This window comes from Aureivirga sp. CE67 (assembly GCF_015767245.1).
Lineage (GTDB): Bacteria > Bacteroidota > Bacteroidia > Flavobacteriales > Flavobacteriaceae > Aureivirga.
Map to the genome: position 1 here is coordinate 152,577 of NZ_JADOTV010000008.1, position 16,003 is coordinate 168,579.

Genomic DNA, 16,003 nt, shown 5'->3' on the forward strand with positions numbered 1-16,003 from the left:
CAGAATAATATTTTGATATGCTTTTTTATTTTCAACAACTTTAAAAACCAGTATTTATCTACTTTTAAATATTTAAACCTTTTATTTGTTAAAAATTTCAGATTCATATATATTTGGACATCTGCTGCTATGAAAATTCAAAATTTACAGAAATATTATAGTTACAGAAATAATAAAAATAATAACATCTCCGAAATTTTTTAAAGAATATGATGAAAATTATTGATATAAAACAAATAAAAATATTGACACTATTTATTACATTCATACTTCTTCTTGGATGTAATCATGAATATAAAATAACTAAAAATCAAGATGATGATGAAAAATTAAATGGTTCACATATAATAAATAATGAAGAACTAAAAATATTATATGATTTAGAAGAAGAAAAAAATAATACAAATTCTAAATTTATTAGCTATCAATCGTTTCAGAGAAAAAAATACATCATAGAATTAGAAACAAACTTAAAGAATTATTCAAAAAAATTAATTTTATATGATTTGAATAAAAATATTTTAGATTCTATTGATTTGGAGAAATCATATCAAATTATATACAATAATGAAATTCTATTTCAAAATAGAAAAAGAGATGAAAAACAACTTACATATAATATTGAAAATAGTAAAATAACTACCGCCAACAAAGAACTGAGTTAAAAACCAAGTAAAACAGTCTTAAAGTTTATACAATATTTATCCAAGCATATTAGAATAATATTTTGATATGCTTTTTTGTTTTCAACAACTTTAAAACCAGTATTCATCAGCTTTTAAATATTTAAGTCTTTTATTTGTTAAAAATTTCAGATTCATATATATTTGGACATCTGCTGCTATGAAATTTAAAATATCCAGAAATATTATAGTTACAGTTATAAGAGAAATATCAGGAATTCCTGTTATGGTTATGTTGTGTTTCATTAAAAAATGACAAGAAAAGAAGCGAAAAATATTATAGTCAATCGACAATTATTCACACTCTCAAATGAATTTAAATATGAAATTTTAGAGGAATATTTTTATTATGAGAATGAAATTGATATTAGAGAAGAAATTGAGAATAATGAACTTCCAAAATTTAGTGATTACATAATTCAATTGATTGTAAATAATGAAAAGCCCGTTGAAATAAATCACGTGGAATTCGACTTAATTTATCAAGAATATTTAAGTTCCATTTTATATGGTTCGACTAATAAATATTTAATCTTCAAATTAAAAGAGGTAGCTAATGTTATTGTAGATGATTTAACAGGAAAAAAAGAACTTCTTGACCCTTGTCCTTGTTGCGATTACTTAACAATAAGTCTAGGAGAAGATGGTTTATGTGAAATTTGCCCTGTTTGCTTTTGGGAAAATTTCGGATCGGGTCCAAATGGAATGACTCTTGACCTAGCTAAAAGAAACTTTAATAAACATGGAGTAATGGATTTAAGATTCAAGAAATTTGTTGATCCAGAAGGAAATTTTAAATATGAAAAACATTAGTCACTCAATTAAACTTTTATGAAAAAGACTAACGAAATGAGATTATTTCTAATACTAATATTACTGAGTTTAAAAACTTCAATTTGTTTTGGACAAAATATCGATTCTTTAACATCAAAAGAATCAAACTTGATTTGGATACAAAAGCTTGATGAAATAAATTCAAAAGAATCTAAACTTGAATTAATAAAGAAAAAAATACGGATTGATTCAATAGTCTCTAAAGCTGATATTTCGGAAAAAATATTCATCAAAGTAAGTGAAGGTGGTAATGTAAATGATTTAATCGAAAAGGCTACAAAATGTAAAACTCTTTTCTTCTTAAAGCAAAAGAAGGTATTACATATGTTAGACTTGAATCAGTATCCGAATTATTCATTTGTATTAAAATACTTGACTATTGAAACAATTGAGTCAATTGAAATTGTTACTGGAAATAAGGCAATTTCGAATTATGGAACAATTGCACAATGCGGAGTTGTTATTTTGAATAGCAACAGAAAATTAAAAAAAGTACTTAGAAAGATTAAATAAAAACGAACGCACAACAATGACTATAAACAATTGCTATTACAGGCTTATCTTGTAAATTCTTGCAGAATTTTCAGCTTGTCGTGTACTTGCAAAAGCTCGTATTAACACACGCAACTGTTCATAGCCGAGACGTTAGATACTATTTAGGCAGACTACAACTACCAAAATGAACATACAATAATGAAAAAAAGGATTTTAAAAACTTTAGGAATGATAATCGGAATAATTTTGATTCCAGTACTAATATTTTTCGGATTCTTAGCTTTTATAAGCTGGGACAGTGAGGATTCTGTGACTTTATTCACTCAGAAGATTGAAGGAAGTGATTTGTTGCTTGTTGATTATGATATTTGGTATGGAAGAGATGGGAATACAACAGGAAATACAATTTTAAGAACGACAAAAGACTTTGATTTTAGGAAAATTGATAAAATTCCCTTTTCATATATCGAAAATATTACAAATAAGAATATTAATGGAGTAGCTTTCGTAAGACCCGAGACTAGAGATTTAAAAGAAAAAATTAGAAATAAATCTATGACTTTTGAGAATATAGATGTCAACACGACTTTTTATAACAGCTATTCTTCTTCTGGACCTTGCATGCTAAATAAATACAAATTCAATTCATTTATCGAGACTAAAGACAGTTTATTTTTTTTAGGTCTAGACAAAGTTTTTGGAAATTCAAAAACTGATAGCACAAAGATTGGATTCAAAAAAGGAAATATTAAAATAGTTTCTGATTCCATCGGTAAATTATATCGACTTGAAATTGAAGAAATGGTTTTGGTAAAAAAAGGCAATCCTCTGACTGATATTTCTGACGTTTCTAATAATGAGAACTTGGCTACAGCTTGTTTGAGAACTTACTTCATGGAACCTGATTCAATTATTTATGAGAACGAATTTTCAGATTATGGAATTTTTAAAGAAATAAAAAAAACAGTGACTAACACCAAGTAAAAGCATGTTTCGCACGCTTCTTACTCTAATACGTTATAGCCAATTACAAAATAATGAAGCAATTTAATTGTGTAATAATATTGAGTTTAATTCTATTTTCAAGTTGTAATAATTTCGAAAAAAGATTTTATAATGGTATTACAAATAAAAATTTAAATGCTTTTAAAAATGAGAAAAATGTTTTTGACCTTTCATCAATTACAAACTTTGAATGGGAGAAAGTAATTTTAATCAGAGGAAATGAAAGTGTTCCTGTGTACCAAAAAGAAATAATAGAAATTCTTAAAAATACAGAAGGATTTAAAGAAATTGAAAATTTTGAAGTGACGGAAATACCAACTTTTAAAGACCGATTTTATTTTTTAACTAATGATAAAGAAATAATTACAAAAGAAATAGAAAGTGGGATTTATAATCATGAGAATCGCTTTTTTATAGAATCCTGTTCAAAAAATAGAATCTGGCTAACTAAAAATGAATGTCAATTTGAAATAAAATCTGATTTAAATAAAAAAGATAAAGGAACAGTTATTCTTTATCCGAATTGTAAATAATAAAATAAAAAGTCTATAACAAAGAACTAAATTAAAAATTAAGTAAAACAATATTAAAGTTTATTTAAATCTTTTATTTGTTAAAAATTTCAGATTCATATATATTTGGACATCTGCTGCTATGAAAATTCAAAATTTACAGAAATATTATAGTTACAGTTATAAGAGAAATGACAGGAATTCCTGTTATGGTTATGCTTAGCAAGCATTTATACAACTAAAAGATGAAACTCAAAATACTCATTCTGACCATTATTTTTATTCCTCTTTTTCAAGAAATTCAGCAAAAAAAAGAAAAAATAATTGAACCATATAAATTAATTGAAAAAGACAGAAGTTTAAAAAGAAGAAAAGAGATCTATCGGAAAAATGAACTTCAAAAAAAAAGTTATCATGGTAAATTAGCTGAAAGAGAAAAAAAAGAATATTTCAAATTACTTAAAAAATATGGTGAAATGATAGTAACTGGCTGGGAAGTCCTAGACAAAGGCTGTAGCTGGTATTGTGGAGAAAGTAATTATAAAGTTGTTTCTTCTTCTAGTTTAAAAAGCACAAATAAATATGATTATAATGCTAAATCAGCTAATGATTTAAGTTATGAGACAGCATGGATTGAAGGGAGAAATGATAGTGGAATTGGAGAATATTTAGAATATTATTTTAAAAACGGTAGTCAGTCATTTTCTAGAGTAATTATCTCTAATGGTTATGTAAAGTCAAATAAATCATGGATAAACAATAACAGAGTCAAAAAAATAAAAATGTACATTAACAATGAGTTTTTTGCAATACTAAACTTAAAAGACACAAAAAAGGATCAAGTGTTTAATGTTGGAATTATAGAGCATGATAAAAATGAGAAAGATTTAATTTTAAAATTCGAAATTCTTGAAGTCTATAATGGGGAAAAATATAATGACACTGCAATAACAGAAATATACTTTGATGGCGACAATACACATTAAAAAAATACGACTTGCAAACACCAAGTAAAGTGAAAGATTTGCTCGCACCTTGCTCCTATACGTTGGACACAACTTAAAATAAATTAAGAAGAGATTAAAAACTTAGAAACAATTAGTTTTGAAAAAAAATGAAAAAATGAAAAAAGGACTTAAGAGTATAATATTAATTTTTGGAATATTGTTGTCTTTTAGTTTAAGTAGTGTGAGTAATTATAAATCAGTTCTTTTAAGTGATCAAAAAGAAACTTATTTAAATGAGAGTCAAATTTTAGATTATTTAATTAAAGCAGATTCTTATGAAATTAAAGAATTAAAAAATAAACCTTTTGATACTCTTCAATTTAATAAGGTTATTGCATATGATTTTGAAGGAACTCCTTGGAAATCTGTATTTAATCAAAAAAACAATAAATATTCAGATGTAATAACAAATCAAAAGAAATTAAATATAGAACAGATTTATAGGTTAGTAAACCTATTGACAAATCCAGAAACATATGGTAGTGAACAGTATGAATGTTTTAATCCTCATCAAGGAATTATTTTTTATGATAATGAAAAAGTAAAATTAGTAATTGATATTTGTTTAGATTGTAACTACTTAGTATCATCTATTAAAATTCCAACTGTAGACTGGGGTTTTAGTGATGAAGGAATAAAAAACATAATAGATTTAAGTAAAGATTTAGGTTTAAATTACGGAAATATAAAAAAATAAAACTGTGTCCAACAAAGACTAAATTGCATTAAAACGCAGCTTTGCCAAATGTTGACACCAATTTGAAAATGAACAAACTACTACTAACGACATTGCTATTTTTCTATTTAAGTCATTCCCATTGTCAGGATAAAATAGCTTCTACTGAATATCAAGGTAAATCTTATTTTATTTACCCCGAAAGTCACGATGAAAAATATATGAATTTTAATATTCTGTCATGGAAAGACAACAAAATTAGGGAAAAGTATCAGCTTAATAAAGAAGAATCTACAGATGGAAAATGGATTCAGTTTTATAAAAACCACGATTCTATTCCAGCTAAGGTTTTCGAATTGAAAAATGGTAAATTTAACGGAAAGTACAGTAAGTATTATGAAAATGGACAGATAGAATTAATCCAAAATTACCTTGATGAAAATATCACTGGCTTAAGAGTTGATTATTTTGAAAACGGAAAAATAAGAGATAGTGTGATCTATAAATTAGATACTGCAAGAAACGGTCATGTTTTTTCTAATAAAATTTATAGAAAATCATTTTATGAAAATGGTAATTTAAAAAAGATTGAAACTTATGACTCGACAGGAGTTAAAAACGGAAAGTGGACTGAATATTACGAAAACGGTCAAATAAAAATTGAAGAATATTTTACTAATACTAAAATCAATCTTGGTAATTCTGCAATTAAAAACTCTTATGGAAAAAGAACAAAAACATTAAGCTATTATTATCCTAATGGTCAATTACGTTTTGCTTTAAACTATTCAAATGATAAAATTGAGGATGGTTTATTCATTGAATATTATCCAAGTGGTAATAAAAAAATTAGCGGTAATTTAAATAACGGACTACGAAGCGGCAGTTGGACTGAATTTTATGAAAGTGGAAAAATTAAATCTTCTGGAGATTTCACCTCTGGAAATTACACTGTTTGCGGAGCATTACCTTTTACTGCATACTATGAATACAAAATTGGAAAATGGAACTATTATTATCCAAATGGAAAAATAAAAGCAAACGGAATTTACGAATACGGTTTAAAAAATATTAAGACAAATTGTGAAGGTGGTGTAAATATCAACTGTGGTGAATTGACAAATGAATGGAGTTTTTACGATAATGACGGAATCGAATATTCATTGAAAAACGCTTTAGAAAAAGGAATTATTGCAGATAAAGAAGTTTATAGAAAACGAATATATTTAATAAAATGATAATTAAAATATTCACTCTCTCTTTACTGATAATTTTGTCAAACTGTAATGCAGTTACAAAAGAGAAAGAGTCTGAAAAAGTTGAAATAACCCAAGAGTCTGAAATTGGTACTAATTCTGATTCGATAAAAATTGAACCAAGAATAATATATGTAGCTTATGGATATTATTGTGGAGAATGTGCCAATGAATGTACTAAAATGTATAAACATTATCTCATTGGAAATATGACAACATTTTGGACCGATAAAACCGATTCATATTTCAAAGATGGCGGACTAAAGTTCGAGACTAAAATGTCAAGAGAATCGGAAAAAATTAGTTTTGAATTAATAAATAAGATTCCCAAGTCAATACTTGCATCTGATCGTAATAGAAACATTTATGGATGTCCTGACTGTGATGACGGATGTGGTTTGTACTTTGAATTTCAACTTGATGTACCTAATTCAAAACCAATCAAATATGGAATGGAATATAGTTTTAATGGAGCGACTGGTGACATAAAGGAATTTGGTTAGTTGATAAAAATTACAATTGAAAAACTAGAAAAACACCGCTAACACTGTATATGAAATCATAGTCGCTTATTGGCAAGTTACACTTTATATACTAACTGTATACAACCAATAAAATGAAAAAGATAAAAGAGATTCTGAGTACAACCATTATTTTTTTAGTTTCTTATTTATCATATGGACAATTAGACTCAAATAAAAATGGATAATTTAATAGTTTATGGTGAAACCTTTTCATTCAAGGTGAAGGAACCAAACAATTGGAAAGGTGATATTAATAATGCTGTGAAGTATCATTCTAATATCGTTTTCTATAAAAACAAAAAAGAACTCAAAAATGGAGGAGCTATAATTCAGGTTTTAGATTTTACTAAACAAGATGAAAAGACCAATAAAGACTTAGAATATGACATTAGTAACTATGAAAGAGATTATGAAAAGTAAAATTATTATACTGTTAATTATATTTTTAACTCAAATTAAAATTATTGCACAAGATTTGAATCAATTAGAATTAGATAAAATCTATATTGAAGCATTAAATAGTGATTATTTTAGAAATCATTTAAAACAAGAAACAATAGAATTAAATGATAGAATTGAAAGAATTAAGAATGAATTTACAAACAACGAGTATAAATATGTGGAAAGTGAAAATATTACAAAATATGCACTTAAAAATGGTAGAAAAATAAGAATTGCAGTTATTGATCATCTTCAAATAGGAAAAGATACTATAGATATTAATTATACATATTATCACGTAAATGCTAAAAGAGGAATTTATTTTTTTAAAGGGAAAATACGTTTTAAAAGAGCATTTATCGCATTACCTTGTGGAAATGGAAAATATGTTCCAGATATAAGATTTGTTTTTAATAGGGAAAAGAAAAAATGGATTAAAGTTGAAAAAGATTTAAACACTAAATAAAAAACGATAACTAACAAAGAGCTAAATTAAAAATCAATTAAAACAATCTTAAACTTTATACAATATTTATCTAAGCATATCAGAGTACTATTTTGATATGCTTTTTTTATTTTCAACAACTTTAAAAAACAGTTTTCATCTACTTTTAAATATTTAAGTCTTTTATTTGTTAAAAATTTCAGATTCATATATATTTGGACATCTGCTGCTATGAAAATTCAAAATATATAGAAATATTATAGTTACAGTTATAAGAGAAATAACAGGAATTCCTGTTATGGTTAAATTGCGCATAATCATGAAAAACATACAGATTTTAATAATATTTCTATTCTCTATTGGAGTTTCAGCACAAAATATAACTGAAATTAATTCTGATTTGAAACTATCTGATTCACTGACTTACGAAACAGAAGTGCGAATTTATCAAGGCGGCGGAATAACAAATTACTCTTCACTTTTTAGAATGTTTCAAGACAAATCGGAGAAATGGACAGCTGAATTTTACGAGCATTACGCAAAGGTTGAGGGACAAGTGGAATTACGGGCTAAAAAACAAACTCTAAAATCGGAAAATGATATGGAATTTATTTTTCTAAACTTTATTCGGAGTCATATTTTAGACTTACCAAATTTAAGCGAAATAAAATGGAAGTTAGTAACTCGTGGAAAAGTTGAAAAAGTAAAAATGATACATCGAGGTAAAGAGATTGAGGAATATGAATTAATAAACATGCAAGTTGCGATTTTAGATGGAGAAGGATATAAAATTCAAGTCCGAGGTAGGAATAAAACAAACGAATTTGAATTTTCAAATCCCAATGGATATTTAAATCATTATCCAGAAATTGATGAACTGAATTATATGTGCGAAATTCTGAATTTAATAAGAACGGAATTTGACATTTGGAAAAAATAACTATGCACAACAACACCTAAACTGTATTAAAACGCAGCTTAGCCAAAACGTTACCTGCAATATCTATGCTGAACATATTTAAACGTAAAAAGAAAACTACTGATCATGAACCCAATGAAAAGCTTAACGGAATAATTGGTGAATATGAAGAAGATGGTTTTCCAATTGTTGTGAGATTTATTAATGAAATACCTGACAATTCAATAATTTCAAGAATGGCTTGGTTTACTGTTGTTTCATGGAAATATGACGATTCTGAAAGAAATGGAATGCCAGCAAAATCGACAAACGATAAAATGCTTAAACTAGAAGGCGCTCTTGAAACAGCATTCTGGAAAAGTGACATTTGCAAACATGCCTACAATAGAACTGGAAATGGATTAAAAGAATTCAATTACTACATTGAAAACAGAGAAGAATTTATGATTCATTTCAATAAAACGTTAGAAGGACATGAAGTATATCCGATTGAAATAAATTTTTATGAAGACCCTGAATGGGTTGAAATGCACAAAATAATTGATGATTTTAAAACAAAAAAGTAGATAACACTATATAGCAAATATGGCGTTCGGTGGCTTATCAATATTCTGAGTTACCAGAAAGAGCGCCAAATATAAAATTTGGCTTAGTGCAAGCTTGAGAGTTTTTCGCTATCAACTACCCTACTTGCCATATATTAAACGTTACCTGCAAGCTGAAAATAAATTTGATTGAAATGGAAAGGTTACATATTAAGATGAAATAAAAAAACAAACATACAATTCAATATAATGAAATTTTATAAACCACTTTTTTCAATTATTATCATAATAATACAACTGATTTTATCTATTGTGAGTTATTACAATTTTGTTGATTGGGGGAAAAATAATCCTGAATTGGACAAATTGATTAGCCGAGTTTTTCTAGGTGATAGTTTATTCTTATTTGTTTTAATAATTGGATTTTACGAAATGCAAACAAAACAGAATTGGTTTAAAGTTGTAATTCGAATATTTTTGGTGTGTATAGTTTTAGGAACTGTATTTTCAGAATTTATTCCAATTGACCAATTTTATTTTGGAGTTTATAATACAGCTTGTTTTTCAGCAATAATAGCTCTAGTTCTGATCGCATTACGATTTGGAAAATATATTTTAAATAAAATAAGAAAGAAAAATACTTTTAGGAATTAATAATGAAATATGGATATGAAGAGTTTGGTTAGATTTTTTTAATGACAGGAAAATATTACGGAATGAATTCATATAAATTTAATAAGATCGAAAAAAACTAGCTATAACAAAGAAGTGTAAATTTAACCTTCTACTGCTATGAAAATTCAAAATTTACAGAAATTTCATGGTTACAGATATAATAGGAATTCTTGTTATAGTAATGTTGTAATTTTTTACAAATGAAACTCAAATTAATAATAATAATGATGATAGGATTTTCTCTTGTTTCGTGCGATCCTGCTCAAACCATTGAAATAGAGAATAATTCAAATGATTTGTCAACTATAAAATTTTTTTTCACTGGAACTGAATATTATAAGTTCGACAATTTCGTGACAAAAGATTCATTAATAATAAATCTAGACTCAGCCGAAGCAAGAGTTTTTGATTTTGGAATTGGAACATGGGAAATTCATAATTCATTGGACTCACTAGTCAATAGGGTTGAAAGAATAGAAATTGTTACTAAAAAATCGACTGAACTTTTTGAAAGCAAGGATCAAGTCAAGTCATTCTTTTGGGACAGATTAATTGACGATAGGTATAGAGCAAGAATTATTATTAAAATAGAATAAACACATTACAACAAGGTGCAAAAATTCACTAAAATGCATTTTATACAAGACGCTAACAATAATAGGAAATGAAAAAGACAGATAAATCAATACATAATATTTCTCTCGCTTCAATAAAGAGAAGTACGATGAAACCATATGATTTTAAGTGGACAAAGTTTTATGAATCGAATTTAGATTTTCATTATGAAGGACTTTCATTAAACTTAACAGAAGATGAACTTATTATCTGTTCGACTTTAATAGATGGAGAAAACTATAGTGTTTTAACTACCCAGAAGCTTATTACTGTAGTGGAGGGAAGAGAAAGAGCTGAAAGTTTATTGGGAGCAACAGACATAGGATATGGAGATTTTAAGGAATACAAAGATATCCAAGTAAGTTTTGGATTTGTTAAACTTGAAAATGGTGATGATTTGAAATATTTCATTGAAACTGGAAAAGCATCAATGATTATGATTCATGGTGTGAGAACACTTATCAGAACTCAAAAAATGACTAACCAGAATGTGGAAAATGTGACTCGAATATGGAATCGAAAAAATAAAAACTGCTGATAAAGTGTAAATTTCAATTTTTGTCGTAGGTGCAATATAGGAATTGAAACTTACACAGGTCGTCAGACTGCACAAAAACTGAATTAATAACAATAAACAAAAGACAGAAATTCAATTCTCAGAAAGTGAAAATTGTGAGGTTTATTCGCAGACTCATGTCATATAAAATTTAACCAAATGAAAAAAATTTTAACCTACATATTAATATTTCTGACATTCAGCTGTGCTGAGAAAAAGAAAGAATCTAAATCTGACATTGAAATTGAGAAAAATGAAAAAGCCTTAATAAAAACTGATTCAACAGAATTGAAAGCTAAGCAGATTATTGAAATAGAAAAATCTGATTCTCTATTTATTGACCCAAATGATTTTAAATACTCAAACCTAAATGAATTTGATTTAAGAGGTTGGTATCATGGAAAATTCGTTGATAGTCTTAAATCATTCTCTTCAAAAGAAAAGTTAATTGCATATTTTCAAAACGAAAGACTCAAAGGAGAGAATATTTACCCTGCAAATTACCAATACTTTTCAATCCAAAAAAATGACAAATCAGAAAAAATAATTACAATTATAGAAGGAGATGAAAGTTGTTGTCAGGATTTACATTATTTGATTTACAATTCTGAAAATAAACTATTAAGTGATAATATCGTTGCCGGAACTGGTGGAGATGGAATGTGGTCATATGACCAATATGGAAAATTTGTAAATAACTCAACTTACATATTGACTCGAATTGATATGGAAGAAATTGAATTAGAAAATGGTGGAACGGAAATTCAAATAGATTCTGTAATTACAAATTATAGATTTTATAAAAACAAACCATTTAAAAAATTGACTGAAAAAAAATTTAAAAAAACACTTAAAGACAACAAGTAAAAACATTGCACAACAAAACCTAAACTACATTAAAACGCAACTTAACTAAAACGTCTTAACAGATTGAAAAATAAAACTTAAAATGGAGGAAACTGTTTTTAAATTGAAAATTGAAAAGGAACATTATGAGGGAATATATCTTCCTGTTACTGGTGAAACTCATCCTACTGAGAAAATAATCAAGAGAGACTTTAAAATTGGAATTACTCTTTTATTCTTATTAATAGTTTCATTGCCAATTTCAATATATATTGTGGATTATGGTATAACTATTTTTGTTTTAATATTATTTATAATAGCTCTAGTTAATTATATATTATCTAAAAAAAAGTTCAATTATTCGAATAAGAAAATTAATGAATGGATAAATAAACAAATAAGTTTTGAAAAAAATGAAATAGTTTTATCAGAAAATACTTTTACAATTATTCGGGGAGAAGAAGAAACTATTGAGAAATGGGAGAATATAAAAAATATAGAAATAAAAGAAAATTATTTTGAGATAGAAGGGAAACATCAATATGTAATACCTAAAAGATCATTGAATGAAAAAGATTTTGAAGATTTTAAAAACATTATAAAAGAAAAAATGAAATAATGTGCTTCAACAAAGTATAAGTTTTGCTTTCTGCAGTAGATGTAACACAGAAATCGAAACTTAAAGCCAACAATATCTGTACCTAATACAGAAATGTAAAATCAAAAATAATTACAAGAAAAAAAATCAATCTAAGTTCTATAAATAATTTTTAATTATATGAATATTATCAAAAAAGACACTATAATATTTTGTTTATTCATTTTACTATTATCTTGCCAGAATTCAATTGAAATACCAATTGAAAGAGTTGTTTTCTCAAATAATGAAAGTTTAGATTTTATAGCTGGAACAATAGCAACTGATTCTTATTATATAACTGGGCCTAAGCCAAAACTTAATACATCTTTGGTTGGTTTCAATAAAGATACACTTCAGGTTTTTAATAGTGAAAATGAATACTTAAAACGAATGAACTCCATAAAAAGAGTTATTAAAGACGAATTAAGAATAAATGATAATCATCCTTTTAACAAAGGAAAAATTGATATTGGTGATCTTTATTTTAAAAATAAAAACATAAAAGGAGTTACATTTATCTGTTCTGATTCTCTAAATAATAAACGTGTTTATTTGATACAATTGAGTAATTCGAATAGAAAAGCATTTAAAATAGATTTAATTGCTGGAAAATTTTCTAAGAAAGACACGATCACTAAGGTGGATGCTTTCAAAATAAATGACTCAATCATTGAAATAACAAAAAAAGTATCTAAAGACTCTTTTAGTTTTAAGACTATCGATACTTTAAGAATAACAACACCTAAACTCCATTAAAACGTAGTTTAGCTGAAACGTTAATGAAAACATACTAAATCCAAACAAAAACTATGAAAAAAATAATTTTATTAATTATAATATTGTGCAGTTTCATTAGCTGTGATATTTCAAAAAAAGAAAACTTTTCTCTTTCTGTTAACACTGACTTAATTCCAGAAAATGAATATGTCTATATTGAGTATTATCCAGAAAATAATTTCGACACAAAAATTGTTCTTGATTCAATAAGAATAAAAAATAATAAGCTAACGTTTGAAAAACCTTTTCCTTACTTCCCTATTTCAACTGTTATCTATTCAAAAGGATATTCTGATTCAAAAAAGTATTATGAATCAAAAAGAATATGGATTGAAAATTCAAAAATGACTTTTACTGCTAAAGACATTGACTTTAAAAGTGGTATTGTAACAGGATCAGATACTCACCAAATTTATGAAAAATTAAAAAGAGAAGACTATAAATCTGAAGAAGAATTAATTATAGAAAACCCTACTAATATTATAAGTGCATATTATCTGAACGAATATAAATATAGCTACGGAAAAGCAAAAACTTTAAAGTTATACAATCAGCTATCAGATAATGTAAAAAAATCAAAAGATGGGATTTTAATAGATAAGTATATTCAAATAAATAAATCCCCAATAGTTGGAGATAAATATATTGACTTTGAAATTCAAAATCAGTTAGGACAAAAAGTCAAATTTTCATCTATAAAAAATAAAATGATACTTTTGGAATTTTGGGCTTCATGGTGTGGAGGTTGCAGAAAATCAAATGAAAAACTAACTCAAGTGCATGCTAAATATAAATCAAAAGGGTTTGAGATTTGTGCAATATCTCTAGATTCTGATAAAAATAAATGGATTAAAGCTATTGAAATAGATAGTATTAAGAATTGGGTTAACTTATCTGATTTGAAAAGAAATAATAGTGAAATTAAAATGCTTTATGGAGTAATTGGAGTACCAGACAATTTTTTAATAGACCAAAATGGAGAAATTATAGCTCGAGATATATCTTCAGAAGAATTAGATAAACTTTTAAAAAATAAATTATAAAATCACAAACACCAAGTAAAGCACATGCTCTTCATTCACCTTACTCCTATCTTTTAATCGAAAGTTAAGAGTTATAAAATCTAAATTTGTAAAAATTTTGTTCAATGATAAAATATTTTAAAAAAAGCTGGTTATTTATATTTAGTTTAATGTTTTTAACTTCTTGTAATAATAGTGTAGATTTAAATAAGTTACCTTATAAAAATAGGAGTTTCGAAAAATTACCTGAGAAAGTTAAAAACGCTATAATTGAATATCATTTTGGGAAAAATGAAAAAGACAATATTACATATAACCTAAACAATCCTAAAGAGAAATTATACTATCGAAACTCATCAGTTGTAGGAATAAAAAAAGGCAAACAGAAAATTAGGATTAACAATAAATCATATTTTTTAAGTTGGGATGGGAATCAAAGTAAATTACCATTTATTTTATATAAAGATTCGCTTTATTTTCAATTTCAAAAAAATTTTCCAATGATAAGTAATGTTGAAGATTTAGAAGGAGTGAATTTTAAAACAATAAAGATAAATACATCTGTTAAATAAGAACTGAATTAAAAATCAACAGAAGTAATCTAATATTTAGCCATCTGCTGCTATGAAAATTCAATATTTACAGAAACTTCATAGTTAGAGATATAATAGAAATAACAGGGAATTCTTGTTATAGTAATGTTGTAGCACATATGAAAAAACTGATCCTAATATTATTAACAATTGGACTGATTTCCTCTTGTAAACCAAGAATTAAAAACAATTCAGAAACTTTGGACAAGGTTTTTGCTATGTCTGACTTTGATATTGAAATCTAGAATTGGGGATGTTTTGGCGAAAGTAAAGAGCATTTTACGGTTGAATTAAAAAATGACGGATACTTATTAGAGTCTAAAAGAACAGGAAAAAGTCATTTAGTTGCAAAAATTAAAATAGACTCTTTGAAAAGCTACTTAAAAACGAAAATTGGAAAAGATGATTACGGAGGTTGTACTTCGAGTGAATATATTAGAATTGGCTCTCTATTCAATTCTGTAGATTATGAACATAGTCATTGCAGTGGAATTGAGGCAACAATGATTAATGATTTACTAAACTATTACGAACTGATTTCGGAAAATGAAACGGAGGAATAAAATACGTGCTACAACAATGTATAAAAATAATAGTAGTTTAATCGCTAAAACCAAAGTAAGTGAATATAAAAAGGGTCTGTGTTTAAATGAAAAGTTAGTGACTAGAAATCCGCTACTATTCTTATACTAATCCGTTGTATGTAATTTAATTAAAAAAGAAAAAATGAAAGTACTGGAAAAAATTAATATTTTTTTATTCACTCTAATTCTATTGAATAGTTTTAATTCTTTTTCACAAGATGAATCCATTTACACGGCTTTTTCATAAAAATAAATTTGATTTAAAAATCTTATTCAACTCATCTTTATTATAAGCTAACTTTGTTCTTATTTGCTTAAAATTCAATTTTTCTTTTGATCTTTGTAGTAAATTA

At 26.2% G+C, this 16,003-nt stretch carries 22 protein-coding genes; all 22 read left to right on the forward strand.

Annotated elements, in window-relative coordinates:
* Positions 1-209: 209 nt before the first annotated feature.
* The 22 genes from I0K12_RS11605 (at position 210) to I0K12_RS11710 (ending at position 15,629) form a co-directional block, all read left to right on the forward strand.
* Positions 210-665 carry a hypothetical protein gene (locus I0K12_RS11605; protein ID WP_196888234.1) on the forward strand — a complete coding sequence of 152 codons (456 nt, stop codon included), beginning with the start codon at positions 210-212 and terminating at the stop codon, positions 663-665.
* Positions 666-935: 270 nt separating this feature from the next.
* Positions 936-1,496 carry a CPCC family cysteine-rich protein gene (locus tag I0K12_RS11610; RefSeq protein WP_196888236.1) on the forward strand — a complete coding sequence of 187 codons (561 nt, stop codon included), beginning with the start codon at positions 936-938 and terminating at the stop codon, positions 1,494-1,496.
* An 18-nt stretch (positions 1,497-1,514) separates the two neighbouring features.
* Complete coding sequence (locus tag I0K12_RS11615; RefSeq protein ID WP_196888238.1) at positions 1,515-2,030, forward strand: hypothetical protein; 516 nt, start codon at positions 1,515-1,517, stop codon at positions 2,028-2,030.
* A gap of 180 nt (positions 2,031-2,210) precedes the next feature.
* Positions 2,211-2,996, forward strand: a complete 786-nt coding sequence (locus tag I0K12_RS11620; protein ID WP_196888240.1) for a hypothetical protein — start codon at positions 2,211-2,213, stop codon at positions 2,994-2,996.
* A 53-nt stretch (positions 2,997-3,049) separates the two neighbouring features.
* A complete protein-coding gene (locus I0K12_RS11625; protein ID WP_196888241.1) occupies positions 3,050-3,550 on the forward strand; it encodes a hypothetical protein in 501 nt (166 codons plus the stop codon).
* A 224-nt stretch (positions 3,551-3,774) separates the two neighbouring features.
* Complete coding sequence (locus I0K12_RS11630; protein WP_196888243.1) at positions 3,775-4,515, forward strand: NADase-type glycan-binding domain-containing protein; 741 nt, start codon at positions 3,775-3,777, stop codon at positions 4,513-4,515.
* A gap of 136 nt (positions 4,516-4,651) precedes the next feature.
* Positions 4,652-5,233 (forward strand): hypothetical protein, encoded by a 582-nt coding sequence (locus I0K12_RS11635; protein WP_196888245.1) that lies wholly within the window; start codon positions 4,652-4,654, stop codon positions 5,231-5,233.
* A gap of 68 nt (positions 5,234-5,301) precedes the next feature.
* Positions 5,302-6,450 (forward strand): toxin-antitoxin system YwqK family antitoxin, encoded by a 1,149-nt coding sequence (locus I0K12_RS11640; protein WP_196888247.1) that lies wholly within the window; start codon positions 5,302-5,304, stop codon positions 6,448-6,450.
* Positions 6,447-6,971, forward strand: a complete 525-nt coding sequence (locus I0K12_RS11645) for a hypothetical protein (protein WP_196888250.1) — start codon at positions 6,447-6,449, stop codon at positions 6,969-6,971. The genes I0K12_RS11640 and I0K12_RS11645 overlap by 4 nt, the downstream gene beginning before the upstream one ends.
* Positions 6,972-7,169: 198 nt before the next feature.
* A complete protein-coding gene (locus tag I0K12_RS11650; protein WP_196888252.1) occupies positions 7,170-7,412 on the forward strand; it encodes a hypothetical protein in 243 nt (80 codons plus the stop codon).
* Positions 7,375-7,899 (forward strand): hypothetical protein, encoded by a 525-nt coding sequence (locus I0K12_RS11655; protein ID WP_196888254.1) that lies wholly within the window; start codon positions 7,375-7,377, stop codon positions 7,897-7,899. Before I0K12_RS11650 ends, I0K12_RS11655 begins: the two co-directional genes overlap by 38 nt.
* A gap of 298 nt (positions 7,900-8,197) precedes the next feature.
* On the forward strand, positions 8,198-8,818 hold the full coding sequence (locus I0K12_RS11660; protein WP_196888256.1) for a hypothetical protein: 621 nt from the start codon (positions 8,198-8,200) through the stop codon (positions 8,816-8,818).
* A gap of 65 nt (positions 8,819-8,883) precedes the next feature.
* A complete protein-coding gene (locus I0K12_RS11665; RefSeq protein ID WP_196888258.1) occupies positions 8,884-9,363 on the forward strand; it encodes a DUF695 domain-containing protein in 480 nt (159 codons plus the stop codon).
* Positions 9,364-9,591: 228 nt separating this feature from the next.
* Positions 9,592-9,996: a hypothetical protein gene (locus I0K12_RS11670; RefSeq protein WP_196888260.1), complete on the forward strand. Its 405-nt coding sequence runs from the start codon at positions 9,592-9,594 to the stop codon at positions 9,994-9,996.
* Positions 9,997-10,217: 221 nt separating this feature from the next.
* Positions 10,218-10,613 (forward strand): hypothetical protein, encoded by a 396-nt coding sequence (locus I0K12_RS11675; RefSeq protein ID WP_231372751.1) that lies wholly within the window; start codon positions 10,218-10,220, stop codon positions 10,611-10,613.
* Positions 10,614-10,681: 68 nt separating this feature from the next.
* A complete protein-coding gene (locus I0K12_RS11680) occupies positions 10,682-11,170 on the forward strand; it encodes a hypothetical protein (RefSeq protein WP_196888265.1) in 489 nt (162 codons plus the stop codon).
* Positions 11,171-11,347: 177 nt separating this feature from the next.
* Positions 11,348-12,055: a hypothetical protein gene (locus I0K12_RS11685; RefSeq protein ID WP_196888266.1), complete on the forward strand. Its 708-nt coding sequence runs from the start codon at positions 11,348-11,350 to the stop codon at positions 12,053-12,055.
* Between the two features lie 103 nt (positions 12,056-12,158).
* Positions 12,159-12,653 carry a YcxB family protein gene (locus tag I0K12_RS11690; protein ID WP_196888268.1) on the forward strand — a complete coding sequence of 165 codons (495 nt, stop codon included), beginning with the start codon at positions 12,159-12,161 and terminating at the stop codon, positions 12,651-12,653.
* A 159-nt stretch (positions 12,654-12,812) separates the two neighbouring features.
* Complete coding sequence (locus I0K12_RS11695) at positions 12,813-13,430, forward strand: hypothetical protein (protein WP_196888270.1); 618 nt, start codon at positions 12,813-12,815, stop codon at positions 13,428-13,430.
* Positions 13,431-13,483: 53 nt separating this feature from the next.
* Positions 13,484-14,494 carry an AhpC/TSA family protein gene (locus tag I0K12_RS11700; RefSeq protein WP_196888272.1) on the forward strand — a complete coding sequence of 337 codons (1,011 nt, stop codon included), beginning with the start codon at positions 13,484-13,486 and terminating at the stop codon, positions 14,492-14,494.
* A 104-nt stretch (positions 14,495-14,598) separates the two neighbouring features.
* Positions 14,599-15,045, forward strand: a complete 447-nt coding sequence (locus I0K12_RS11705; RefSeq protein ID WP_196888274.1) for a hypothetical protein — start codon at positions 14,599-14,601, stop codon at positions 15,043-15,045.
* 389 nt (positions 15,046-15,434) lie between these two features.
* Complete coding sequence (locus I0K12_RS11710; RefSeq protein WP_196888276.1) at positions 15,435-15,629, forward strand: hypothetical protein; 195 nt, start codon at positions 15,435-15,437, stop codon at positions 15,627-15,629.
* Positions 15,630-16,003 lie beyond the last annotated feature (374 nt).